The sequence below is a fragment of the Pseudomonas sp. 21LCFQ02 genome (genome assembly GCF_024129895.2).
Taxonomy (GTDB): Bacteria; Pseudomonadota; Gammaproteobacteria; order Pseudomonadales; family Pseudomonadaceae; genus Aquipseudomonas.
This window is the reverse complement of sequence record NZ_CM178749.1, coordinates 5,381,446-5,406,295: the sequence shown is the minus strand read 5'-3', so window position 1 is coordinate 5,406,295 and position 24,850 is coordinate 5,381,446. Positions and strand designations below refer to the sequence as shown.

Genomic DNA, 24,850 nt, shown 5'->3' with positions numbered 1-24,850 from the left:
GGATGTCGGGGGGTAAAGCCTTGTTCGCGGCCGATGCCGCGAACAAGGGATGCACAGCCGGGTCAGCTCTTGAGTTCAAGCCCCTCCTTCTTCAGCGCCTGGGCCAGGTCGCTTTGGGTTTTCGAGGGCCGGGCCAGGTCACCGTCGACGAAGTAGTTTTTCGGTTTGTCCTGATCTTCGCCGTAGTTGAAGTTGATCTTGCCGACCACCTTGGTCACCCCCACCGAGGTGCTGCTGGTGCCGCTCAAGATCGGCAGCGGCGTGGTGAAGCCATCTGTTTGCGCGGCGGACTTGAACACCGTGATGGCCTTGATCCGCATGTTGTCGCGGTCTTCGAGCAGCTTGCTCAGTTCTTTCTGGGTCAGGCTGCCGTCGCGGCTGCCCTGGTCGATCCGGTCGATCACCGAGTCCTTGGGCTCCAGGCGCACGCGGGCCAGGGTGCCTTTGCTGTTCTGCAGGTCCTTGAGGATCGACTTGAGGGTCGGGTCCTGATCGAGCAGTTTGGCAACGTTCTCGGCGTTGCTCGGTGCGTGATGGGGATTGACCACGCTGAGGATCTTCGACGCCACGCTCTGTTCGTCGAGCCGCGAAAGGTTGGTGTAGCTGCTCTCGAAGCGTGCGTTGGCCAGCACGCTATGGCGCTCCAGCGAGGCATCCTGGCGCGCCACGGCGCGCTTGAGGTCACGCAGGGCCGCGTATTGATCGTCGTTGTGCGCCGGTTTGCTTGCGAAGAAATCATTGAGCCCCTTGAGTTGCAAGCGGGCCTTGTCCTTGTCGTCAGCGCCTGAGTACATCGGCTGCTTGCCGTCGGCCAGACGGGTCAGTTCAGTTTGCGAAGCCTTGTCCTTGAACGCCTTTTCCAGACTGGTCGAGAGCTTGGTCACGTCCTCGGTGCTCAGTGGCGTGGCCTCTTCGTACTTGAACTTGACCCGTTTGGTGGTCTTGGAGTCTGCCGCCAGCGTGGCGGTCAGGCCCATGCTGTTGTTGATTGCCTGGGATGACGGGGCCGCGCCGGGGGCTGGGGCGGCCTGGGTGTTACTGCCGGCCAGCTGGGCGCGGCCGAAGACATTGCCCTTGAGGCTGTTGAAAAACCGCATGCGGTTTTTTGACTCTTCATCCAGGCGTTCCTTGGGGTTTTCCTGGCTCAGGGTCTGTTTGGTGTGGGTCGCCAGGTTGACGTTGACCGTGACCCCGGCCCCAAAGCGCGCCGCGGCGGTCAGCGGTTTGCTGTCCTTGTCGGTAATGCCCAGTTGCAGACGGGCCTCCAGGGTGGCGCTGGCGTTGACCTCGAAGTTGTTGCGGCTCATGTGGTGCGACTTGTGGTTGCTGGCCTCTTTAAGGATATCCATGGGCTTGAGCTTGCCGCCGAACAGATCGTCGACAAACCGATCAATCTTCTCGTCAGGCACCGTGAAGGCCACCCCGGTGCGCTGGGTCTTGCTGTCGGACAGCGTCACATCGCCGCCGAACCGAAAGGCAAACGCGCCACGCCGGTCATTGCCAGTGTCTATTGCAGTCATTTTGGCGAGCTGGTCGGCGCTGGTGATATTGGGCAGGAAGTTTTCCCCGCCCCCGACCCCGGCATTGAGCGTGCCAGCGCCTTCGTGAAACATGTACACCTCGACGCCTTTCTCGCCACGCTCGGCCATCAGCGCGTAATTGCGGGTGCCGTCCACAGAGCCTGCGGGCCAGGGACCAGGGGCCAGTTTCGCCAGGTTGAAGAACGGCGTACTGACGGTCATGCCGTAATTGCGCGAAATCGCCAGCTCATCGTCAGGGTGCTCCAGGCGCTTGAGCGAATCCTTGAGGGTGGCGGCCAACTGGGCCTGGTCGGCGCTGCCGGTGGCGGCGCGCATATTGACGCTGATGGCGTGCTGCGGGTCGTTGAAACCATTGAGGAATGCCTTGATCCCGTTATAGGTTTTTTCCAGCTCGCGGTGGCCGGAAAAGCCCATGTCGGTGACCTGCTTGATCGGGTTCTCGCCGTAGGTCTTGTCGCGCAACTGCTCCAGCCCGGCCTTGAGGGTTTTGGCATGCGCGGCCGGGTCGGTGCCGGGTGGCGGGTTCTGCGCCTTGTCGACCAGCTCATCGAGCCCCTTGAGCGTCACGATGTCCAGCGCCAGGCGGGCCTTGCTTAATTGCAGATGGTTACCGCCGTCGCGGCGCTGATCGGCCGGGGTGTCGACGGCCATGTGCGACAGGGTCATACCCTTGCCCTTCAAGTCTTGCAGCAGCTTGCCGGTCGGGTTGTCCTGCGATGGCGCGAGCTTGTCGAGGGTGGTGCTCGCCAGAGTGATCAAATCGTTGTCACGCGGCGCAGACGGCGGCTTGTCCTTGAGGCCCTCTTTGAACTCGCCGTGCAGGTTGAGCAGCTTCTTCTCCCGGCCCATATGCATGACCGTACCGTGGGCGCTCTTTTCCAGGTCTTCACGGAAGGTCTGCAACTCGTCAACCAGGGTTTTGCCTTCGCTGCCCAGCTCCAGACTGGCGATGCGGTCTTTAAGGTTGTGGCCGGCGGCGGGCGCGCTGGTCGATGTGTCGATCTCGCTCAATTGCTTGAACAGCGGTGCCTGGGCCTTATACACATCGCCCAGCCCCTCGCGGCCCTGCCACAGGTGCTGGGCATAGTCACCCATGTTCTGCAGCGGGCGCGGTATTTCCAGGCTCGGCTTGAACACATGGGCGCGGATGAAGTCCATGGTGCCAGACTTGTGCGACTGCTCCATGCCATTGCGCCCCAGCAGATTGACTGATGCGGTGGCGGTCCCGCCGGTAAACGGAATTTTCCAGCGCGTGGTGCCATTGTCGAGACGGTCGAACAGTTCGCGCAGGGCATTGGGATCGACCGGGCGCGGGTCCATCGGCGACCAGGTTTTGCCCTTGAGATTGAAGGTGTCCTGGCCGTTGCTGAGCGGGCTCTCCTTGAGCTTGACGCTGATGCTGTTGTCGTCCTCGGTGCGCAGGGTCTCGACCTTGCCCGGTACCGGCATCCGCGTCCACTTGGCGTCGGGACGTTCCTGCGGTTTGGCCTGCCAGTCGTCCTTGGCCATGAAGTACAGCTCGCCGTTGCTGGTTTGGGCATGCAGGGTGCCGTCGGCGTCCAGCGCCAGGTGGGCCACCTCGCCGTTGAGCCCCTGACGGGTCAGCTCTTTGGGGTCCTGTTTGTCCTGGTGAGCGGTCATGCGCCCGCTGTCATCCATGGCGACGAACTGCTTGTCGGTGACGGCGGCAAACGCCTTGATCACTCGGTCATCGAGGCCCTTGAGCTCATCACCCACTTCGACCTTGGTCGAGCGCGGTGCCTGGGTCAGTTGGTGCTGGGAATTGAACGGGTTTTTCGCGTAGTCCGGCTCGACCTTCAGGTGCGAGAGCTTGCCCTCCTTGAGCACGAAGGCACTGCCGTTGGTGCCGCGCTGCAGACGGTCGATGTCCTTGAGGCCGGTGTCTTTCCAGTCCTGGGTAGTGGTGTCCCATTTCTGAATGCGCCCATCGACCAGACCGATACTGCCGCCGCGTTCAAGGTTGTGAATGCTCTCGTTGGGCGGCGTCTTGGCAACCGGCAGGCCGCGCTTGTTCTCGATGACGATCACGTCACTGAGGTTCCAGCCGCCCTTGAGGCTGGCGCTCTGCTCATCGAGCGTGTGCGAGTGGGTCTGCCCGGCATTGTTCTTGACCTGCACATGCAACTGGCCGTCAGCGCCGCTCATGAACCCGGTCACCTGGTGCTGGGCGCCCAGCTTGCCGCCAGCCGGCTGGTAGCCGGTTTCCGGTTGCAGCTTTAAAGCGCCGTCGGTGTTCTTGAGCACTTCGCGAGAGGCACTGTACAGCCGGCCTTCGGTGTCAGTGACGAACAGCCGGTCGCGGCTCAGGCCGACATGGGCGGCTTCGGCCTTGCCACCGTCCAGTTGCAGTGTCACTTGCAGCGGCTGGGCATCGCCCATCTTGCCAATTTGCACGGTCTGGGTGTCCTTGCCAGCCAGCATGGCCACGCTGCCGTCGGCGGCCACCGAGTGCGCGGTCAGCCCCGGCAGATGCATATGCCGGCCCTTGTCGCCGGACAGCTCGATCAAGGTGTCGCTGTTGCGCCCGTAGACCTGGCCATTGCCGCCGTGGGTCAGCTCGCTGAATTTCTGCCCGGCGCTTTGCGGCACCGGGCTCCAGCTGCGGGTGGCGGGGTGCAGCTGTTGCAGTTTGTCATCGTGCAGGCGCAGTTGCTGACCGTCGCGGTCCTGATAGACACCGCTGACCTGCGCCAGCAGGGCTTTGTCCGGCAGTGTCTTGCCAGGGCCTTCATCGCCCTTCAGGCCCATGCTCTGGTCCTTGCCGAACAACTCGACGCTGCCGGGCTTGCTGCCAGCCGGCAGAGCCAGGCCGTCACTGCTGCGCATCACCACCAAGGCGGTATCTGACTGCTCCAGGTGCAACAGGTGACCATCGGCTTCCAGCAGTACCTGCTTGTTGCCTTGTTCGGTGCGGTTGTGGGCCAGATACGTCTTGCCTTCCTGCCCCAGCGTGTTTTGCAACAGGTCCTTGAGTGCCGGCGGGTCAAAGTGCTCGAAGCTGGCATGGCCCTTGGCATCCAGGCTTACATCACTGACCGGCAACGGCGGCAGCTTGATACGCTCGATCTGGCCATCGAGGCCGACAAAACGCCCGGCCTGGCTGCGATCGAGTACCGCATTGGCGGGGAGTGCGGCGCTGGCTTCGCTGCGCGATGTGCTGGCGCCGGCATCGCCAGGCGAGGCCGAGGATTTGCGTTCACTGCCCGGTAGCGAGCGGCCAAAGCCATCGGCGCCACGCAGCTTGGCTCCCGGACCACGGGTTGCCTGCACGGCGGCGCGCACCGCCGCATCTTCCGGGTCGAGCGCTGCCGTGAGCAGGGCTCCGGGGCTGGCCGCCGGACCTTGGCGTGGCGTCGCCTGCACATCCTGAGTCAAGGACGGCAGCGGCCCTGATGACTGGCGCATGAGCTGAGCCAGCGAGGTGGACGCGCGCTGGGTCGCTGGCTGGTTGGCCTGCTGTTGCAGACCTTGCGGGTTATGGCCGACCGTCTGCGGGCCATGGAGCTGGGCAGCCGTCGGGGTGTTCTGGATTGATGGGGGCATGTGGCTCTCCGGTTCAGAGGAAAAACAAGGAATTTTCCTGAGCCTGAGTGGCGCCCCCGGCTGGCTGGTTCCCGCAGGTTGCCAGGCCCTGCTGTCGATCATTCAAGCGGTCATTGAGCGCGACTCAAATTCGCTTGAGAAGGTACTGACGCTTTCGTCGGCTGAGCCCACCGGGTACGGGTCGGGCTCAAGTAGCCGGCATGACTCTGATCCGGTGCGAGCCAGCTTGCTGGCGAAGGGGCCGGTAAGACCACTGAATCTGCTGTTGTGCAACAGCCATAGACAATGTGCAGCGCTTGCCCAAGACCATAAAATCTCCCATCGAGGTATCGGCCAACTTCAGGATTTGTGCCTGACGGGGCCTCAGTAAGGGGGGCCTCTCACCGGACCGCGTTGGCCTGGACTGATCGGCATTACGGTTGCGGATGCTGCGCCATATCAATCAATTCCCCCTTGGCCTGTTCGTCCAGTTCCCGCAACAAGCGGTACACCTGGGCAACGGCCTGCAGGGTCGGGCGCGGGATGAACTGGCCGACTTGCTCGCGGTACAGGGTGCGGGCCAGCCAGACGAAGCGCACCACCGGCACGCCGGCCTTGCGGGCGCGTTCGATCAGTTCGCGGGCGTCGGCGTCGTGGCCCTTGCACAGGATGCGCGGCAACGGGGTTTTTTCGGGGCGGTAGTACAGCGCCACGGCAAAGTGGGTGGGGTTGACCAGCAGCATGTCGGCTTCTTCGACCGGCGCTCTGGCCGGTGCCGCAGTCGCGGGCTGCTGGACCAGCTCGCGGGCCAGCGATTTGCGGTGGAACTTCATGTGCGGGTCGCCTTCGACCTCTTTGTGTTCCTTGCGGATGTCTTCGTGGCTCATGCGCTGGCCCTTGATGAAGAAGTACTTCTGCAAGGCAAAATCCACCACCGCCAGCACCAGCAGCAGGCCGAGACAGATCCGCGACAGGCGGGTGAACAGCTCGACCAGCGCGCGCCAGTAACTGTCCAGATCGGTACGGGCCAGGCCGATCAGGTCACCCAGCGCCGGCGGCAGCACCCAGTACAGCACCAGGCCGATGAAGATCGCCTTGCACAGGCTGTTGAGCAGGTTGAACAGGTTGCGGCCGGAAAACATCTGCTTGAACTGGCCAATCGGGTTGATGCGCTCGAAATCCAGTTTCAGCGCTTCGGGGGCGAACAGCGGGCCGAACTGAATCCAGCCGCCGACCAGCCGCATCACCACCGCAAGACCCAGCACCGGCAGCATGAACAGCAACAGCTCCAGCGCCGCCTTGCTCCACACCTCGGCATTGGCGGCCGCGAAGGGCCGGTCCAGTTGGCTCAGCGGCAGCAGCATCAGGCCCTTCAGGCGCGGCATGCCGCTGTCGACCAAGGCCAGGATCAGCTCTATCAAGGCGGCGAAAATCAGCAATTTGGGTACGTCCTGGCTTTGTCCGACCTGACCTTTCTTGCGCGCGTCCTGGAGTTTTTTCTGGGTGGGCTGTTCGGTTTTTTCGCTCATGGCGGGCGTGTTCCGGGGTCAGGGGGCTTTGAGCAGCACCGGCAGCAGGTGGCGCAAGTCGCTCAGCTCAGCCAGGCGGCCTTCGCCCAGCGACATCAGCATCGGCAGGTAAATCACCAGAAACAGCAGGCCGATCAGGCTCTTGGCCGGCATCGCCAGGGTCGAGACCTGCAGTTGCGGGCTGTAGAGGCTGAGGATCGCCATGCCGAATTCGATCAGCAGCAACAGCCCCACCAAGGGGGCGGCGTACAGCACCATGTAGCGCAAGGTGCTGGCCACCAGCGTAAGGAACACTTCGAAGCCTTCAGCGCCGGTCAGCGGCGCCCACTGGGTGGCCGGCCAGACCAGGTAGCTGTCCCACATGATCTGGGTCAGGCTGGCGTAGCCGCCGCCCATGACCATCAGCAGGATCATCACCTGCTTGAGCATGTGCCCCAGTTCCGAGGTGTTGTCGCCCAGTGCCGGGTTGATCTGCCCGCCGATCAGCGCACCGCGCTGGTTGTCGAACAGGCAGCCGATTGCCTCGAACAGCCAGAACGGCATGGCCAGCAGCACCCCCAGCAGCAGGCCGATCGCGCTTTCCTTGATCATCAGCGCGGTCAGGTCCAGCCAGTCCAGTTGCTGGCCTTGCAGCACATGGCGGATACCGGGCATGGCCATCAGCGATAGCGCCAGCACGATGGCATGGCGCAACATGCCCTTGAGTTCAGTGAAGGCGAAGGCCGGGATCAGGAACAGGCAAGGGTACAAACGGGCCATGCCGATGGTCAGGGCCAGCACCGACTCGCTCAGCTCCTTGAAGGCGGGCTCGAACATCTCAGTGCCTCGTCATGGGGATCATGCTGAACGCCAGTTGCGTCAGTTGAATGAGTTCCACACCGATCCAGCGCCCGGTCAGGGCCAGGGCGACGCCGACCGCGACCAGCTTGATGGCGAACGGCAGGGTCTGGTCCTGCAGTTGCATCACCGCTTGCAGCAGCGAGGTGATGATGCCGACGATCACCGCCACGATCAGCGGCGGGGCAGACAGCACCACCACCAGCAGCATGGCCTGTTTGAACAGTGTCAGGGTATCCATGCGGCCTCGCTGTCACAGGTAACTGTAGAAAAGCCCGTCGAGCAGGCGGGTCCAGCCGTCCACCAGAACGAACAACAGAATTTTCAGCGGCAGCGAAATGGTCATCGGCGCGACCATCTGCATGCCCAGGGCCAGCAGGATGTTCGACACGATCAGGTCGATGACGATAAACGGCACGTAGATCAGAAAACCGATCTGAAACCCGGCCTGTAGCTCCGAGAGCACGAACGCCGGAATGATCAGCAGCAGGTCGTCGCGCTTGACCTGGCTGGCCATCTCGCTGGGCCACAGGCGCTGGGTGTTGTCCAGCAGGTGAGTCTGGATATCGGGGTCGATGTTGCGCTGCATGAATTGGCGCAGCGGCTCGATCACGTGGCGCGCCGAATGCTCCATGGCGCTGAGGCTGTCCAGGCGCTCGGGCAGTTTCTTGATCCTTTGGCCCATCTCGTTGAACACCGGGGCCATGATGAACAGTGTCGCCGCCAGGGCAATGCCGTACAGCGCCATGTTCGGCGGCGCCTGCTGCACGCCGATGGCGTTGCGGGTAATCAGCAGCACCATGGCGATTTTCAGGAATGCCGTGCAGATGATCATCAGCAACGGCACCAGTGACAAGGCGCCGAGAAACAGCGCCATCGTCAACGGATCAAGATTCTGCAGATTCACCGCAGTGCTTCCAGCCGGGTAATTTGCAGACCCAGGCGGCCTTCGACATTAACCAGCTCGCCGTGCCCCAGCACCCGCTCGCCGTAGTACAGCATCGCCTGGCCGGGTGCGCAGCCGCTGAAGGTCAGCACCGAACCCACCGCCAGGCTGCGCATCTGGCCCAGACTCAACGACAGGTGCCCGGCGCGCAGGCTCAGGTTGAGGGCCAGGTCGTCGAACAGCGCCATGTCGTGCTGGGGCGCCGCCTCGTGGTCGTGGAGCATCTCGTCGAGTTGCTCAAAATGCATCGGATGGTCGGCGTCGCCGGCAGAGAAGTGGTCGATCGGGGCGTTCATGGGGTGGCTCTCCATCTGGGTCAGGGTGAAACACAGCGGGTGGTCGGGAGTCTGGGCCAGGCCCAGACGCCAGTTGCCAAGTTGCAGCGTGCCGCGGCCTTCGGGGCTGAACAGCGCTTGCTCGGGGAGCAGCACATCACCGCGGCGCAGGCCGGCCAGCTCGGCGCGGGTCAGGCGTAACTGGCCAAGGGTCAGCGCGGTGACCAGCGGCAGGTTGAAGTCCGCCGCCGGGCTTGCCGGTTGCCACTGGCCGCGCTCAAGCAGGCCCAGCAGGGTCGGCGCCGAGGCCTGCAGCCGGGCGCAGACCTGCAAGCCGTTGCAGCGCACCTGCAGCACCGCGCACAGCTGTCCGGTCTGGCTCGTCACAGGCTGCGGTTGCAGGGCGCCGAACAGCGCTTGCAGTTCGGCGCTGAGGTAGTGGTTGTAGAGTTGCCAGTACCAGTGATGCTCTTGGGCGTCGCTGTCACTGGGCGGCAGCAGGGCCGGACAACTGGACAGCAGCCCGAGCAGGGCTTGCGCCTCGCTCAGGCGCAGGGCGCCGCTGGCGCACTCGAAACCTGCGTAGTCACGGTCCTGAACCGGCCCGTGCAGCAGATGCAGGTCAAGCCTGCCCGGCTGGCTTTCAAGGTTGAACGCCAGGCTCAGGCCGGCGCCGATCCGCTGGCGCACGCAGGCTTCGGCCTGGCTCATGGTCGGCAGGTGCAGAACATGGGCATTCATGTCATTGGCCCGCCTGTTCAAGGGTGAGCCGCACCGGGCGTGACAATCGCTCGCTGAGGCAGGTGCGGCTGTGTTCGGCGGTCTCGCGGCAGTGTCGCCAGGCGGCGGGGTCGTCGAAGCGCAAGGTGATCGCCAGACCTTCACGATCGTCAGCCACCTGGACGCGCACCTGGCCGAGCACCGGCAGTTCCAGCACCGCCTCGACCGGGATCTGCTGCTGCGCAGTCAGTTGGGTTTCGATGGTTTCCAGCAGGCTCTCCCACCAGTACGCCAGGGCAGGTTCGGCACCGGGGGCGCCGCCACCTTGTCGTTCGTGGTCTTGCCAGGGCTCGTTGAACCCTTGCGCTGTTTCGCTGCCCAGCCAGGTCGCGGTGGCGGGCGAGGCGTCGAGCAGGCTTTCGAACAGCTCGCTGTCCAGGCGGGTATCGCTGTGCGCCGGCCCGTTGCGCTCGTGGCGTGACGCTGGCGGTGTAGCGGGGGCGCTGTTGTCAGGCTGCCGGGCACGCGGCTCGGGCGTGCGCGGCGGTTGTGGCTTGTGCAGGGCCGGGCGGCTGTTCATGAGGCCTTCCGGGTCATATCGAGCAGGTAATCAAGCTTCTCCACGTCGCGCTGGCGGCGCCGCAGTTCCTGGTGGCTGTCCTCGGTCCACTGCTGTTGCTGGCGGTGTTCGTCTTGCAGGTTATTCACCCGCCGCTGGTGTTCTTCGATCTGGCGCATGGCCTGGCGCTCGGCGGCCAGCCAGTCGTTCATCTCACTGAGCGGCAGCGGCCGGTTGGCATGCTGCTCGCGCTGCTCCTGGCGCGACTGGCGAAACTCGTGCTGCAGTCGTTGCAGGCCGGCGTGCAGGCTGTCCAGGCGCTGGCGCAGGGCTTCGAGCACCTGCCGGTGCCGACGCCAGGCCTGCTCGGCGAGGGTCAGCCGGTGGCGGCGGATCGGCGCCAGTACGTCGAGGGTCTGGCCAAGGCTTTGCAGTTGCGGATCGCTGGCCGGGTCGTGGCTATCGGATTCAGAGTGGGACATCGGCAATTACCTGCATCAAGTGGTCCAGGGTGTCGTCCAGCGACACCGGGTCACGCAGCGATTGCTGGAGAAACGCCATGACCCGGTCACGGGACTGCACGGCGAAGTCGGTCAGCGGATCGTTGCCCGGCTGGTACTCGCCCAGCTTGATCAGCATCTCCACTTGCTGATAAGCGGCCAGTAGCCTGCGCAACTGTGTGGCACCGTGCAGCTGTTCGGTTCCCGAGACATTGCTCATGGTCCGGCTCAGGCTGGCCAGCACGTCCACCGCCGGGTAGTGCCCGGCCTCGGCCAGCCGGCGCGACAGCACGATGTGGCCGTCGAGCAGCGAGCGCACTTCATCGGCCACCGGGTCGTTCATCGAGTCCTGCTCGATCAGCACCGAATACAGTGCGGTGATCGCCGCGCCACGGGTGCGCCCGGCCCGCTCGACCAGGCGTGGCAACAGGCTGTACACCGAAGGCGGCAAACCGCCGCGCCCGGCCGGCTCGCCGCTGGCCAGGCCGATCTCGCGCTGGGCCCTGGCAAAGCGGGTCAGCGAGTCGATGATCAGCAGGGTCGACTGGCCCTGTTGGCGAAAGCCCTCGGCAATGGTGGTGGCGGTGAACGCTGCACGGGCGCGCTCCATGCTGCTGCGGTCGGAGGTGGAACACACCAGCACCGTGCGGGCGCGCAGTTCATCGTCCAGCTCATGGTCAAGAAACTCGCGCAGCTCCCGGCCCCGTTCGCCGATCAGGCCGAACACGATGGCCTGGCACGGGGTATTGCGCGCCAGCTCCGCGAGCAGGGTGGTCTTGCCGCAGCCGGCCCCGGCGAACACCCCGACCCGCTGGCCTTCGCCCAGGGTCAGCAGGCCGTCGATCGAGCGTAGGCCGGTGCTCAGCGGTGCCTCGATGCGTGGCCGTTCGGTGGCGGCCGGGGCGTCGCGGATCACCGGCAATGCGCCCTGTGCGCCGGCCAGCGCGAAGGCCGACGGGCCGTCACCGTCAAGCGAGCGGCCAAAGCCATCGAGCACCGCGCCGAGCAGGTGCTCGCCGACGATCAGGCTGTGCGGCTGGAACAACGGCCTGACCGGCGCGCCGATGGCGATCCCGTCCAGCGCGCCCAGTGCGGCGAGCAGGGTGTACTGGCGGTCGAAACCGACGATTTCGGCCATCACTTCGCTGCCGTCGGCGCGGCGGATCTGGCACAGGTCGCCGATCCGCGCGCGGGGCATGCTGCTGTGCAGCAGGATGCCGCTGACCCCGGCGATGCGACCGAGAATTTCCACCGGTGGAGGGCTGGCGATGCGTGCCAGCCGGCTGTTGCGCCAGTCGTCCAGACGCGCCTGAAGCGCCGGGTTCACCAGCTCACCTCGACCCGCCGCTCACCTTCGAACACCAGCTTGCTCTCGCTGATGTCCACCAGCCGCACGCCATCGACCTCATCCCCGAGGAACATCCGCCGGCCGGTATTGGTCAGCACGTTGGGCAGGCGGTTGTTGCTGATCTGCACGATGCTGAACGGCAGCTTGTCGGTGGCCGAGGGCAGGGCGGTGAGCACCGGCAGCGGGCTCTTGTACTGACGTTCGAAGTTGAGCAGCAGGCGCGATGCACTCTGCAGCAGGTCGTCTTCGTCGAACCGGCCGTTAAGCAGAATCTTGCCTTGCTCCTGACTGAGGCTGATGCGGTCTTGCAATTCGCGTTCGCGGAGCATGCCGTGCAGCACGCTCTCAACCGCTGCGGCGTCCTTGAGCACGGTTTTGTGCGGCGTCTGGACCGGTGGCGGCAACGGCGGCTGCTGGTTGAACAGCCACAGCACCACACCCAGGAACACCAGCAGTGCGCCGATCAGCAGCAATGGCCCGAGCAGGGGACGCCGTGCGGGCAACGCGCTGGCAGGCAGCGGCCGGGTTTCGGGTTCGGCGGCCAGCAGGCTGTCGGCGAACAGTGCGGCGTCCTGTTCTTCGTCTTCGGTGGGCCAGTCGGTGTTGGCGCTGGTCACCGACAACCAGACCCCGTTGAGCGCAAACGGGGTGCCGGGTTCCAGGCGCTCGATGGCATCGACCTTATGGCCTTCGCTGTCGGTCACCGGGCCGTCATCACGTGCCAGCGACCAGGTGTCGTCGACCAGGCGCAGCAGGCAATGGCGGTCTTTGATACCTGGATCGTAGAGCGCCAGGTCCGAGCCGCTGGACGAGCCGATCGACCATTGGTCGCCGCTCAGCGGCAGCGCGGCGCCGCGGTGCAGGCCGGTCAGGACCCGCAGTTCATAGAGGTTTCGCTGTTGCATCGGGCATGCTCCATCAGGCCATCAGGACCTGTGCTTCTTCCAGATCGAGACGCCCCAGCACCTGCACTTGCACCGTTGACAGCAGTTCGGCGAAAGACAGTACCGGGACATGGTTGAATTCTTCGTTGAGCAGGCTGCGCAGCGGGCTGCGCAGGTCCTGGGCGACCAGCAGCACCGGCCTTGGCCGGGCTTGCACGGTAAAGGCTTGGCGCAGTTGTTCGAGCAGCGCACCGCCCAGCTCCGGGTCCAGGGCAAAGTACGATTCGTTCTGGGTCTGGCGCAGCGCATCGCGCAGCAGTACCTCGGTTTCCGGGGTCATCAGCCAGGTGTGCAGGGTGTTGTTTTCGCTGTGCTGATGGCAGATCTGCGCCTTGAGGGCGATGCGCACATGGTCGGTCAGGGCATTGAGGTCACGCTCATGCTGGCCTTGCTCGATCAGCGTTTCGGCAATCGGTCGTACCGAGCGCAGCGACACCAGTTCGGCCGACAGGCGCTGCAAGATGGCGGCGAAGCGCGCCAGTGGCAGGGTGCGTTGCAGCTCCTGGGCAAGCTCGGGCTGTTCGCTTTCCAGCCAGCCAAGGATCGCCTTGCTTTCCTGCAGGCCGATGAACTGCGGCCCGGTGGCCTGAAAGGCGCGCTGCATGCGCTCGACTATTAACTCTTGGGCGCTGAAGCGGCTGATCTCGCTGTCGCTCAGCAGCGGGTCTTCGGCCGCCAGCCAGATCCACTGTTGCTCGTCGCGCTCGGGCTGGCCCGGTTCGGCGTCGCGGGCCTGGTGCTGGTAATGCTGCTCCACCGCCAGGCGGGGACTGAAGCAGGTGGCACGGATCACCGGTACTTCATACACGCAGAAGCGAAACTCGTCGTCTGCGCAGCGGTCGGTGAACTCGATATCGAACGACGGCAGGGTCAGGCCGTAGTTATGGACCAGCGAGTTGCGCCGCTGGCGGATCGCCTGCAACAGCGCGTCGGTCTCGGCACTGTCCTGGCGGGCCGGGTTGAACTGCAGCAGGTAGGCCCGCGAGGGGTTGAAGCGGCGAATGTCATCGCGGCCATTGAGTTCCGGTGCGCTCTGCCCGGCGGCGTTGAGGTTGTCCTGTTGCGTCTGCCGCTGGCGGGCCCGCCAAAGCTGGTACAGGCCGCTGGACAGGCACACCAGACTGATGCACACAAAGACCCCGGTGGGCATGCCGGGGATGGCGGCAAAGCCGAGCATGCCCAGCGAGGAAATCACCCAGGCTTTGGGCTGGCTGGTCAACTGGTCGGCAATTTCATGGCCGATGTTGATATCGGCGCTCTGGTTGTCGGGCGCGACCCGAGTGATGATCATGCCGGCGGTCAGCGAGATCAGCAGCGCGGGAATCTGTGCGATCAGGCCGTCACCGATGGTCAGGACCGAATACAGGTGCATGGCCGCACCGGCTTCCATGCCGTTTTGCAGCACGCCAATGGAAAAACCGCCAATCAGGTTGATGAACACGATCACCAGGCCGGCAATGGCGTCGCCCTTGACGAACTTCATCGCGCCGTCCATGGCGCCGAACAGCTGGCTTTCCTTGGACAGCTCTTCGCGGCGCTGACGCGCCTCGCGCACGGTGATCAGGTTGGCGCGCAAATCGCTGTCGATCGACATCTGCTTGCCCGGCATGGCATCGAGGGTAAAGCGCGCTGCCACTTCCGCGACCCGTTCTGAACCCTTGGTGATGACCAGGAAGTTGACGATGGTCAGGATCAGGAAAATCACCAGGCCGACTGCCAGGTTGCCGCCGACCACGAAGCTGCCGAACGCCTCGACGATATGCCCGGCGTCCTGTTGCAACAGGATCAGCCGGGTGGTGGCGATCGACAGCGACAACCGGAACATGGTGGTCAGCAGCAGTACCGCCGGAAAGGTCGAGAACGCCAGCGGCCTGGGCAGGTACATGGCCAGCACGATCAACAGTGACGAAACGCAGATGTTCAGGGCGATCAGCACGTCCACCAGCGCGGTGGGCAAGGGCAGGATCATCATGAACACGATGGCCATGACCATCACCGCACCAATGATTTCGCTGCGCCCGGTCAACGCCAGGGCCAGCCGATTGAGTGCCTGGATCAGCCAGCTCATTGCACGACCCTCGCGGTTTCGTCCAGGCCCAGCGCCTTGCGTTCATGACGGGCCAGTTCCTCCATCAGGCCCATCAGCAGGCGCAGGCCGTTCTGGCGGGTCTTGAGGTCTTTCCAGATTGCCAGCGGCAGGGTCTGGAGCAAGGAGTACAGGCTGTTGAAAAACACCGGTTGCAGCTCAGGCTGACGACCCAGGGTGTCTTCGGCCAGCAGGGTCAGGTCACGGGCGAAAAAGCCGTTGGCACAAAAGCGCAGCACCCGCTTGCTCATGCCCAGCGCCGTCATGCTGCTGCCGGGGTTCTTGTGCGCCAGGCGTTCGAGCAGCGCCAGGCAGCTCTTGAGCAGGTTGTTGATCTGCCCGCCGGCACCCAGCCCGCGCAGCATCGAGCGCAACACCGGGCCGGGTATTGATGGGGCCAGGGCGGCGATGTCGTCGGCCAGGGCGCGTTGCAGGGTGCGCAGGCCACGGGTGAACTGTTCCTCGTTGAAGCGCTCCAGCAGCGCTTCGAGCAGCGCGGCCAGCGGCTGCTGGGCGACGATGGCGGCGTAGTAGAGCTGGCGCATGGCGCTGCGTTGTTCCGGATCGCTGCTGAACAGGGCGATGGCACTGGCGGTGTTGAGCCCGGCGCGAATCTTGTCGCCGTGGGTTTGACGCAACTCGTCGAGCAGCCCATGGGCCTGGTCGGCCAGCGACTGGCGGCCCTCGGCGGCGGCCATGCGCACCGCCTGCTGCAGGGCCAGGTCGGCCCGGGTCGGGTCGTTGTCGGCCAGATTCAGGATGCCGCCCAGCGCGGCCTGCTGCTGCATCTGGATCTGCATGCGCCGCGCCAGTTGTTCCAGGGCCGGCTGTTCGGCGTTGTCGAGCAGGCGGTACAGCTGGGTGAGTTTTTCGACCCGTTCGACACGCTGGGCGGTGCTGCTTTCGCGCACCTGACGCTCGTCCAGCGACTTGCTGTGGCGCTCGACGCTTTCGGTGAATTTCAGCGCCACTTCTTCCATGGAGTCGAACAGCGGATTGCGCAGCGTCGGGGTGCGCACTTCTGCGGGCGCGGGCCGCGCAATCAGGTCCAGGTCGGGCCGGGGGTCGCTAAAGGAGTTGATTTTCATGGGCTGCGCTATCGCCAGAAAGGGATGTGCCTTGAGTGGCACAACGCAGCAAAGGGTTCCCCGGTCGGCAGCCAGGAAAGTCGTGCAACAACTGGCACGCGGTTTTGTATCAGCAATGCCACAAATGGCACAAAACGCTGTTTTATCGAGGTTTATTTCCTTAAAAATCAACAAGTTGAAAATTTATAAAAGCTGGTACGTTCGCTGCTCTCCCTCTGGGGCCACTAACGGCAACCGTCTAACGGATGAGGGATACAAGCGTGCAAGCCAACAACGAGATGTGTGAAGCAAAGGTCATCGGGGTCATCGCGGTGGATGTGGCAGGGCTGGCCAGAAGCAGCGCCAAGAAACTGCGCGGGTTCATCAGCAAGCGGGTGTTCAACCAGGCCGATGTCGATGACCTGATGCAGATGACCTACCTGGAAGCCTGGCGCAATCAGCACAAATACCAGGGCCATTCCCGGCCCGAGACATGGCTGTTCGGCATTGCCGCAAACCTGGTCAGGAACCACTTCAAAACCCTCTACAACCAGCCGCAGCCCACGGAACTGACGGATCTGGACCTGGAACACCTGGAGCAGGGCCACGACCCCAGCCAGGTCAGTGACCATCAGCGCATCCTCGGTCGCACCCTGCAAGCCATTGATGAGCTGTCCACCGACATGCGCACGGTGATCCAGCTGGTGGTCGACTCGGACATCAGCTATCAGGACGCCGCCCGCCACCTGGCGGTGCCGATCGGCACGGTGCGCTCACGCCTGGCACGGGCGCGCGGGCAACTCAAACATTCGGTTTATGCGCGGAGGATGCACTGATGAACAGTTTTGTCGACGCAGCGGCCATGCCACGTCTGGCCAAAGGTTTGCGTGAATCACGTGACAGCGACCTGCCGGCGATGATGCAGATCTTCAACGAAACCGCCGCCAGCGGCGCCAACTCGCCGGTGGTGCGGCCCATGACCCTTGAAGAGGTCACGTTCTACATCAACCTCTACAAGCGTGACGGTTTGCCGGTGTATGTCTTTGAGCGGCGCGGCGAAGTGCTGGGCTGGCTGTCGATCAACCGCTTCAGCTGGGGCACCCAGGCCTGCTACCAGACCGGTGAAGCGGCCATCTACGTCCGGCGCGACCACTACGGCAGTGGCATCGGCGTGGCACTGGGGCGCGGTGCGGTGGCCCTCGGTCGCCAGGCGGGGCTTGAAAATCTGGTGGCCTGGATCATGGCGGCCAACGTGCCGAGCCAGCGCATCGTCACTGCCATCGGTGCCACCCTGTGGGCGCGGCTGCCCAACATTGCCCGTTTCGGGGAGCAGCGGGCCGACGTGCTGCTGTTCGGGTTGCCGTTGAGTGTGCCGCTCAGCGCCGCCGCACCTGACTGACCGGAGGCTGCAACACTGAGCCAGACGCATGGAGCAGCGACCTTGAAGGTCTCTGTTCCGGCGTCCTCAGAGATGGCTTCTAACCATATGCTCAAACGGTATTTCCGTCGCTGTGGCTGAATCCTTATCTTCTTGTCATGACTCGTTATGACAAGTGATTTCGCAATGCAAGACAACAAGGTCCTCCTGCCGCTTTCCAGTGTGCCGCTGCACTCACAACTGCGCGAACTGCTGCGCGCCAGAATTCTCGACGGCGAATACGCCCCCGGCAGCCAGATGCCCTCGGAGAGCGAGTTGGGCGCTACGTTCAAGGTCAGCCGGATCACTGTGCGCCAGGCACTGGGTGACCTGCAGAAGGAAGGGCTGATCTTCAAGATCCACGGCAAGGGCACCTTCGTTGCCCGGCCCAAGGCGTTCCAGAATGTCAGCACCTTGCAGGGCCTGGCCGAGTCGATGGCCGGGCGCGGTTACGAAGTGGTCAACCGGCTGCGCAGCTTTCGCTATGTGCCGGCCCCCCGGCCGGTGGCCGAGCGCCTGCAACTGAGCGAAGGCGAACAAGTGGTGCAGATCAAGCGCGTGCGGCTGATCAATCGCGAGCCGGTGTCACTGGAAATCACCTACCTGCCCAAGGTCATCGGTGAGCGCCTCGAAGGCGCCGACCTGGTGACCCGCGACATCTTTCTGATTCTGGAAAACGACTGCGCGCTGCCGCTGGGTCATGCCGACCTTGCGATCGACGCGGTGCTGGCCGATAGCGACCTGACCCAGGCGCTGAACGTTGAGGCCGGCTCGCCGATCATGCGCATTGAGCGCCTGACCCATAGCGCTGCCGGCCAGCCAGTGGACTTCGAATACCTGTATTACCGGGGCGATGCTTTCCAGTATCGCCTGCGCATCGACCGTCAGCGGGAGGACCAGGCATGAGCCGGGCAGTGTTGCAGCAGGAGTACGATATCGTCGTGATCGGCGGCGGCACCGCCGGCCCCATGGCGGCGATCAAAGCCAAGGAACATAACCGCGAGTTGCGCGTGTTGCTGGTCGACAAGGCCAACGTCAAACGCAGCGGGGCGATCAGCATGGGCATGGACGGCCTGAACAACGCGGTGATTCCCGGCCATTCCACCCCGGAGCAATACACCAAGGAAATCACCATCGCCAACGACGGCATCGTCAACCAGGCGGCGGTGCATGCCTATGCCACCCACAGTTACGCGACCATCGAGCAACTGGATCGCTGGGGGGTGAAGTTCGAGAAGGACGAGACCGGCGACTACGCGGTGAAAAAGGTCCATCACATGGGCGCCTATGTGTTGCCGATGCCCGAGGGCCACGACATCAAGAAGGTGCTGTACCGCCAGCTCAAGCGGGCACGGGTCGAAATCACCAACCGGCTGGTGTGCACCCGGCTACTCACCGATGTTGAAGGTACGGTCAGCGGGGTGATGGGGTTCGACTGCCGCACGGCGGACTTTCATGTGATCAAGGCCAAGGCGGTGATCCTCTGCTGCGGCGCAGCCGGCCGGCTGGGCCTGCCGTCCTCGGGCTACCTGATGGGTACCTACGAAAACCCGACCAACGCCGGTGACGGCTATGCCATGGCCTACCATGCCGGTGCCGAACTGGCCAACCTGGAATGCTTCCAGATCAACCCGCTGATCAAGGATTACAACGGCCCGGCCTGCGCCTACGTCACCGGCCCGTTGGGCGGCTACACCGCCAACAACAAGGGTGAACGCTTCATCGAGTGCGACTACTGGAGCGGGCAGATGATGTGGGAGTTTCATCAGGAGCTGGAAAGCGGCAACGGCCCGGTGTTCCTCAAACTCGACCATCTGGCCGAAGAAACCATCCAGAACATCGAAGAGATCCTGCACAGCAACGAACGTCCCAGCCGTGGCCAGTTCCACGCCAACCGCGGCACCGACTATCGCAGCCAGATGGTCGAGATGCACATTTCGGAAATCGGTTTTTGCAGCGGCCACTCGGCTTCCGGGGTATGGGTCAACGAGCGCGCCGAGACCTCGGTCAAGGGCCTGTACTCGGCTGGTGACATGGCGGCGGTGCCGCACAACTACATGCTCGGGGCTTTTACCTATGGCTGGTTCGCCGGGGTCAACGCGGCCGACTATGTCGCCAGCCGCGAACATCCGCCGCTTGATGCCGCTCAGGTCGAGCGCGAGCAAGCGCGGGTCTACGCACCGCTGGATCGTGAGCACGGCCTGCCGCCGGCCCAGGTCGAATACAAGCTGCGGCGCTTCGTCAATGACTACCTGCAACCGCCGAAAGTGACCAAAAAAATGCAGATCGGCCTGCAGCGCTTTGCCTTCATCGAGCAGGACCTGGAGCAGATCAAGGCGCATAACGCCCACGAACTGATGCGCGCCATGGAAGTCAGCGTGATCCGCGACTGCGCAGAAATGGCCGCCCGCGCATCGTTGTACCGCGCCGAAAGCCGCTGGGGCCTGTACCACCACCGGGTCGACCATCCGCAGCGCAACGACGCCGACTGGTTCTGCCACTGCCACCTGAAAAAAGACCGGCACGGCCAGATGGTCAGCTTCAAGAAACCGGTAGAGCCCTACATCATCGCCCTGGACGCCGATGAGTTGCAGGCCTACGACCGCTTGCGGGTTGGTGCCCACGCGGCCTGACAGCCGCGTCGAACAACAGACACAAGATCCCGTGGCATCGCCGCCTCGCGTCCCTGCAAAACGAATGATCAGAGAGCGCCAAAGGCGCCGAGGACACCGTGAAATGGCCTACCAGCCTCAGGAAATCCTGTTTCGCTCCAATGCCCCGGTGACGGTGGACGAAGACAAATGCATCGCCCACAAGGGCTGCACGGTCTGCGTCGACGTGTGCCCGATGGACCTGCTGGCCATCAACCCGGCAACGCAGAAGGCTTATATGGCTTTCGACGAATGCTGGTACTGCATGCCCTGCGAAAAGGACTGCCCGACGGGTGCGGTGAAGGTCGAGATTCCTTACCTGCTGCGCTGAGTCAATCACTCATCGTGAGTGACGCCATCCGGTTTCAGCCGGACGCCTGAGAGACCCACCCCCTCGTTTCCCACCGCGCCTGATCGCGGCGGAGACGAACAACTTTTTAATGATTCGAGGGGAACTACCCATGCTATTGCGTGCAGCTTTTGCCGGCTTCGTGCTGACCTCCCTGAGCCTGTCCGTGCAGGCCGAAACCATCCGGGTCGCCATCGGCACCCAGGACACCACCATCAACTGCGCCGCCGGTGGCCTGCTGATCCGCGAACTGGGTCTGCTGGACAAATACCTGCCGCGCGATGGCAAGTACAAAGACGTCACTTACGACGTGCAGTGGAAGAACTTCACCAGCGGCGCGCCGCTGACCAACGAGATGGTGGCCGGCAAGCTCGATCTGGGCGCCATGGCCGACTTCCCTGGCAGTTTCAATGGCGTGGCCTTCGAAGCGGCCGGCAAGCACAGCAAGTTCATCAGCGTGCTGTCGGGCAGCATCCAGGGCAGCGGCAACGGCATCGTGGTACCGAGTGCCTCGAAGGTGCAGGACATCAGCGAGCTCAAGGGCAAAACCATCTCGGTGCCGTTCGCTTCCACCTCCCATGGCATGCTGTTGCGCGCCGTCGCCGCCCAGGGCTGGGACCCGCTCAAGGACGTCAACATCATTGCCCAGGCCCCGGAAGTCGCAGGCTCCGCCTTGCAGGCCAACAAGATCGAGGCCCACGCCGATTTTGTACCGTTCGCCGAACTGTTCCCAAGCCGCGGTTTCGCCCGCAAGATCTATGACGGTTCGCAGTCCGGTGCGCCGACTTTCCACGGTGCACTGGTCGATGAAGACTACGCCAAGAAGTACCCCGAAGTGGTGGTCGCCTACCTGCGCGCCAGCATCGAGGCCAACCAGTTGCTTTCGGCCGACCCGGAAAAATACAGCGAGCTGGTCGAGAAGGTCACCGGCATCGAGGCCCAGGTCAATTACCTGTTCTACGGCCCGCTGGGCCTGCAGACTCGCGACCTGAGCTGGAAGCCCGAGTACCGTCAGGCAGTCGGCACCGCCATCGACACCCTCAAACTGCTGAAAAAGGCTGACCGGGGCCTGAACCTCGACACCTTCATTGATGACCAGTACCTGCGCGCCGCCTACAAGGCGTCGGGCGTGGATTACAGCGCGCAACTGGCCAACTACGCCCAGCAGCCGCTGCAGGCCAACGATGCGCTGACCGGCAAACCGATCAGCGACCCGCGCAACGTGGCGCAGATCTGGGTCAGGGGCGAAGCCAAAGTGCGCCATTACCAGAGCCCGGAGTCGGCCTTCAGCGCCCTGGCGCAATTGAAAAAAGACGGTAAAGAAATCCGCGCGATTTACGCCCAGGCCAATGACAGCGGCATCAAACTGCTGGCCGACCAGGCCTGGTTCGCCACCGATGCCAAGGGCCAGCTCAAAGCCTTCCTGCTCCAGGGCCAGGCACAGACCTTCGCCAGCGCCCAGGGCGGCAAGGTCCTGGACTTCAACAGTGCCAGCAGCCAGGCCGTGGCCAGCCGCTGACAGCCGCCGTGCGCAGGTTCGCCTGCGCATTGACCCGGAGGAGTCTCGATGTCTGCATCCTTGAAACGCTCGACCCTGCGTGCCGGCTCGGTATTGCTGTGCCTGCTGTTCTGGCAAGTCGCCGCCAGCCAGCAGTGGAACCTGCTGCTGGTGACCTTTGCCAACGTGCCCACGCCGTTGGCAGTGGTCCAGGCCGCAGTTGACCTGATTGATTCGGGCAAGCTGCTGCAGCACCTTGTTGCCAGCCTGGGCCGGGTGTTCTCCGGCTACCTGGCGGCGATCATTGTCGGGATTGCTCTGGGGGTGGCCATCGGCCGTTCGCGCTGGGCCGAAGACCTGCTGCTGCCGCCGCTGGAAGTGCTGCGGCCGATTCCGGCGGTGGCCTGGATTCCGCTGGCGATCCTGATGTTCCCCTCGTCGGAGCTGTCGATGGTGTTCATCACCTTCACCGGCGCGCTGTTTCCGATCCTGCTCAACACCGTACATGGCGTCGAAGCCGTCGACCGCCGGCTGATCGCCTCGGCCAGAAGCCTGGGGGCAGGGCGCCGGGCGATTCTGCTGGAAGTGGTGTTGCCCGGTGCGGCGCCAAGCATCATCACCGGCCTTGCCATCGGCATGGGCACGTCGTGGTTTTGCCTGGTCACCGCCGAGATGATCTCCGGACAGTTCGGCATCGGCTACTACACCTGGGAGTCCTACACCATCCAGAACTACCCGGACATCGTGGTCGGCATGTTGCTGATCGGTCTGCTCGGGATGGGCAGCAGTCTGCTGGTCAAGCGTCTGGGTGGCCTGCTGACCCCTTGGCAACGTTCGCGAGGTAATGCCTGATGAGCCAGACAACTGCCCAGGCCGGGCGCATCAATGTGCGCGGCCTGACCATTACCCTGGGCGAACAGGCCCAGGCGTTCCAGGCCGTGCAGGACCTGGATTGCCAGATCGAACCGGGCGAATTCGTCTGTATTCTCGGCCCTTCGGGCTGCGGCAAGTCGACCTTGCTCGGTGCGTTGGCCGGCCACCTGCACAGTCACACAGGCCAACTGGAAGTCGATGGCCAGACCGTCAGCGGCCCGTCGCCGCAGCGCGGCATGGTGTTCCAGCACCACACCCTGTTGCCCTGGCGCTCGGTGCGCGACAACGTCGCCTTCGGCCTGAAAATGCACGGCCAGAGCAAGGCCGAGCGCAACGCGGCTGCCGAACGGATGCTAGCGCTGGTGGGGCTCCAGGACTTTGCCGGGCGCTGGCCCGACCAGTTATCTGGCGGCATGCAGCAGCGGGTCGAAATCGCCCGGGTGCTGATCAATCATCCGCGCCTGTTGCTGATGGACGAACCCTTCGGTGCGCTGGATGCCCTGACCCGGCTGAAGATGCAGGAACTGCTGCTCGATATCTGGACGCGCATCCGCACCACCGTGGTGTTTGTCACCCACGACATCGATGAGGCGCTGTTCCTTGCCGACCGGATCCTGATCATGAGCCCGCGCCCAGGCCGCTTTATCGAAGACCTGCGCCTGGACTTCGCCCGGCCGCGTCACACCTCGCTGGTCACCAGCGCGCAATTCAGCCGGCTCAAGCGCCATTGTCTGGAACTGCTCAGCCACGAAGAAGGCCAGCCGTTGCCGCGGCTGAATCCGCTGGGGCTGCCGCTGGATAACCCTTTCGAAAACAGCCAACCGCGATTTGCCCTATGACCTATTGCTTCGAAGACCTCGACAACCCCGACATCCTTGCCCTGCGCCCGCGCCTGGAGGATGCCGACGCCCAGGTACGGCGCATCGCCCTGATCGACCTGGCCGACCTGGAAGACCCCGACGGCCTTGGCTGGCTGACCGACCGGCTGGGCCATGACCCGGCTGCCAGCGTGCGCGCCGAAGCCGCACGATTGCTGGAAGCCTGGGAAGAACCTGAGGTGGTCCAGGCGCTGTGCCTGGCCCTGACCGACCCGCAGCCCGAAGTGCATGGCGCCGCAGCGCAAAGCCTGAGCCTGCTCAAAGACGTGGCGATGGGCCGGGTGATTCTGCCATGGACCTCGCATGCCGACGCCCGGGTGCGTTGTGCGGCATTTCGGGCCCTGCGTGAACTGCGTGATCAGCGCGCCGCCGAGGCCGCGCTGCTGGCCCTGGATGACCCCGAGGCGGGCGTGCGCCGCGAGGCCGTGGCGGTGCTGGGCTGGCTGAAACAGACCCAGGCCTTGACTACATTGTCGAGGCTGCTGGCCCACGACCCGGACACCGAAGTGCGCCGCGCCGCTGCCGGTGCGTTGGGCATGGCCAGCGAAGCGGCGGTGATTCCGGCGCTGTGCCAGGCGCTGCACGACGCGGCCTGGCAAGTGCGCGAAGAAGCCGCCACCACACTGGGTAAAGTGGCGGGCGACACGGCCGCTCAGGCGTTGGCCGGTGACGGCTTGCTCGGTGCGCTGCACGATGGTTATTGGCAGGTACGCCTGCGTGCGACCCGCAGCCTGGGCCGTTTGCGTTACGGCGCGGCGTTGTCTGCGCTGATCGAGACCTTGCAGCACAGCATCAGCAACCTGCGCAAAGAGGCAGCACTGGCGCTGGGCGAACTGGGCAACCCTGATGCCATAGGCGCGCTACAGGCTGCCGAGCAGGATGGCGACCCGGAAGTGCGCAAGGCAGTGCGCATTGCCCTGGCGCAGATTGCCGCAGCGGTGCCGTCATGACTGTGCTGCCGCAGGCGATCAATGCCCGCCAGAGCCTAGGGCAGTTGCAGCTGACCTGGCAGGACGGCCGCCAGCAATGCCTGGACTTTGCCGAACTGCGCCGCCAATGCCCCTGCTCGCAATGCCGCGCCTTTCGGCTGCGCGGCGCCCGGCCATTGGTGTCTGCCGATATCCGCCTGTTGCAGGCCAACCCCCAGGGGTACGGTCTGCAACTGGTGTTCAGCGACGGGCACGAGCGCGGGATTTATCCGTGGGCGTATCTGGCCGGCTTGCCGACCGCTCCTGTAGCCCAATAAAAAAGGCGTGACCCTCACGGATCACGCCTTTGTCTTACCGCCC

General features: G+C 64.1%; 23 protein-coding genes. 11 read left to right on the top strand and 12 right to left on the bottom strand.

The window, feature by feature from the left end; all coding sequences use genetic code 11:
- Positions 1–62: 62 nt before the first annotated feature.
- The 12 genes from NJC40_RS24410 to sctW form a co-directional block, all read right to left on the bottom strand.
- Positions 63–5,105: an AvrE-family type 3 secretion system effector gene (locus NJC40_RS24410; protein WP_253141069.1), complete on the bottom strand. Its 5,043-nt coding sequence runs from the start codon at positions 5,103–5,105 to the stop codon at positions 63–65.
- A 413-nt stretch (positions 5,106–5,518) separates the two neighbouring features.
- Entirely contained in the window at positions 5,519–6,613 is a 1,095-nt protein-coding gene (sctU, locus tag NJC40_RS24405; RefSeq protein WP_253141070.1) for a type III secretion system export apparatus subunit SctU, read from the bottom strand.
- An 18-nt stretch (positions 6,614–6,631) separates the two neighbouring features.
- Entirely contained in the window at positions 6,632–7,429 is a 798-nt protein-coding gene (gene sctT, locus NJC40_RS24400; RefSeq protein WP_045493034.1) for a type III secretion system export apparatus subunit SctT, read from the bottom strand.
- Between the two features lies 1 nt (position 7,430).
- Positions 7,431–7,691 carry a type III secretion system export apparatus subunit SctS gene (gene sctS / locus NJC40_RS24395; RefSeq protein ID WP_045493033.1) on the bottom strand — a complete coding sequence of 87 codons (261 nt, stop codon included), beginning with the start codon at positions 7,689–7,691 and terminating at the stop codon, positions 7,431–7,433.
- Between the two features lie 12 nt (positions 7,692–7,703).
- A complete protein-coding gene (gene sctR, locus NJC40_RS24390; RefSeq protein ID WP_373568421.1) occupies positions 7,704–8,327 on the bottom strand; it encodes a type III secretion system export apparatus subunit SctR in 624 nt (207 codons plus the stop codon).
- A gap of 26 nt (positions 8,328–8,353) precedes the next feature.
- Complete coding sequence (locus NJC40_RS24385; RefSeq protein ID WP_253141071.1) at positions 8,354–9,412, bottom strand: FliM/FliN family flagellar motor switch protein; 1,059 nt, start codon at positions 9,410–9,412, stop codon at positions 8,354–8,356.
- A 1-nt stretch (position 9,413) separates the two neighbouring features.
- Positions 9,414–9,971, bottom strand: a complete 558-nt coding sequence (locus NJC40_RS24380) for a type III secretion system HrpP C-terminal domain-containing protein (RefSeq protein ID WP_253141072.1) — start codon at positions 9,969–9,971, stop codon at positions 9,414–9,416.
- Complete coding sequence (locus tag NJC40_RS24375; RefSeq protein WP_045493024.1) at positions 9,968–10,432, bottom strand: type III secretion protein; 465 nt, start codon at positions 10,430–10,432, stop codon at positions 9,968–9,970. The genes NJC40_RS24380 and NJC40_RS24375 overlap by 4 nt, the downstream gene beginning before the upstream one ends.
- A complete protein-coding gene (locus NJC40_RS24370) occupies positions 10,419–11,777 on the bottom strand; it encodes a FliI/YscN family ATPase (protein ID WP_363321689.1) in 1,359 nt (452 codons plus the stop codon). The genes NJC40_RS24375 and NJC40_RS24370 overlap by 14 nt, the downstream gene beginning before the upstream one ends.
- Positions 11,774–12,703, bottom strand: coding sequence for an FHA domain-containing protein (locus NJC40_RS24365; protein ID WP_045493020.1), 930 nt, complete (start codon positions 12,701–12,703; stop codon positions 11,774–11,776). Before NJC40_RS24365 ends, NJC40_RS24370 begins: the two co-directional genes overlap by 4 nt.
- A gap of 13 nt (positions 12,704–12,716) precedes the next feature.
- A complete protein-coding gene (gene sctV / locus NJC40_RS24360; RefSeq protein WP_253141073.1) occupies positions 12,717–14,810 on the bottom strand; it encodes a type III secretion system export apparatus subunit SctV in 2,094 nt (697 codons plus the stop codon).
- Positions 14,807–15,916: a type III secretion system gatekeeper subunit SctW gene (gene sctW, locus NJC40_RS24355; protein WP_253141074.1), complete on the bottom strand. Its 1,110-nt coding sequence runs from the start codon at positions 15,914–15,916 to the stop codon at positions 14,807–14,809. The genes sctV and sctW overlap by 4 nt, the downstream gene beginning before the upstream one ends.
- 82 nt (positions 15,917–15,998) lie before the next feature.
- On the opposite strand from sctW, the gene NJC40_RS24350 reads away from it, so the two are divergent.
- The 11 genes from NJC40_RS24350 (at position 15,999) to NJC40_RS24300 (ending at position 24,807) form a co-directional block, all read left to right on the top strand.
- The gene (locus NJC40_RS24350; protein WP_253111467.1) at positions 15,999–16,202 is read left to right on the top strand and encodes a hypothetical protein; all 204 of its coding nucleotides are present in this window, start codon (positions 15,999–16,001) and stop codon (positions 16,200–16,202) included.
- On the top strand, positions 16,177–16,731 hold the full coding sequence (locus NJC40_RS24345; protein WP_253141075.1) for an RNA polymerase sigma factor: 555 nt from the start codon (positions 16,177–16,179) through the stop codon (positions 16,729–16,731). The genes NJC40_RS24350 and NJC40_RS24345 overlap by 26 nt, the downstream gene beginning before the upstream one ends.
- Positions 16,731–17,294 carry a GNAT family N-acetyltransferase gene (locus NJC40_RS24340; RefSeq protein ID WP_253141076.1) on the top strand — a complete coding sequence of 188 codons (564 nt, stop codon included), beginning with the start codon at positions 16,731–16,733 and terminating at the stop codon, positions 17,292–17,294. The genes NJC40_RS24345 and NJC40_RS24340 overlap by 1 nt, the downstream gene beginning before the upstream one ends.
- Positions 17,295–17,459: 165 nt before the next feature.
- Positions 17,460–18,218, top strand: coding sequence for a GntR family transcriptional regulator (locus NJC40_RS24335; RefSeq protein ID WP_253141077.1), 759 nt, complete (start codon positions 17,460–17,462; stop codon positions 18,216–18,218).
- A complete protein-coding gene (locus tag NJC40_RS24330; protein WP_253141078.1) occupies positions 18,215–19,945 on the top strand; it encodes a fumarate reductase/succinate dehydrogenase flavoprotein subunit in 1,731 nt (576 codons plus the stop codon). Before NJC40_RS24335 ends, NJC40_RS24330 begins: the two co-directional genes overlap by 4 nt.
- Positions 19,946–20,048: 103 nt before the next feature.
- Complete coding sequence (locus NJC40_RS24325; RefSeq protein ID WP_253141079.1) at positions 20,049–20,294, top strand: 4Fe-4S dicluster domain-containing protein; 246 nt, start codon at positions 20,049–20,051, stop codon at positions 20,292–20,294.
- Positions 20,295–20,424: 130 nt separating this feature from the next.
- A complete protein-coding gene (locus NJC40_RS24320; RefSeq protein WP_253141080.1) occupies positions 20,425–21,831 on the top strand; it encodes an ABC transporter substrate-binding protein in 1,407 nt (468 codons plus the stop codon).
- 48 nt (positions 21,832–21,879) lie between these two features.
- Positions 21,880–22,662, top strand: a complete 783-nt coding sequence (locus NJC40_RS24315; RefSeq protein ID WP_253141081.1) for an ABC transporter permease — start codon at positions 21,880–21,882, stop codon at positions 22,660–22,662.
- Positions 22,662–23,522, top strand: coding sequence for an ABC transporter ATP-binding protein (locus tag NJC40_RS24310; protein WP_253141082.1), 861 nt, complete (start codon positions 22,662–22,664; stop codon positions 23,520–23,522). The genes NJC40_RS24315 and NJC40_RS24310 overlap by 1 nt, the downstream gene beginning before the upstream one ends.
- On the top strand, positions 23,519–24,511 hold the full coding sequence (locus NJC40_RS24305) for a HEAT repeat domain-containing protein (RefSeq protein WP_253141083.1): 993 nt from the start codon (positions 23,519–23,521) through the stop codon (positions 24,509–24,511). Before NJC40_RS24310 ends, NJC40_RS24305 begins: the two co-directional genes overlap by 4 nt.
- Positions 24,508–24,807 carry a DUF971 domain-containing protein gene (locus tag NJC40_RS24300; RefSeq protein WP_253141084.1) on the top strand — a complete coding sequence of 100 codons (300 nt, stop codon included), beginning with the start codon at positions 24,508–24,510 and terminating at the stop codon, positions 24,805–24,807. Before NJC40_RS24305 ends, NJC40_RS24300 begins: the two co-directional genes overlap by 4 nt.
- Positions 24,808–24,850: the final 43 nt, after the last annotated feature.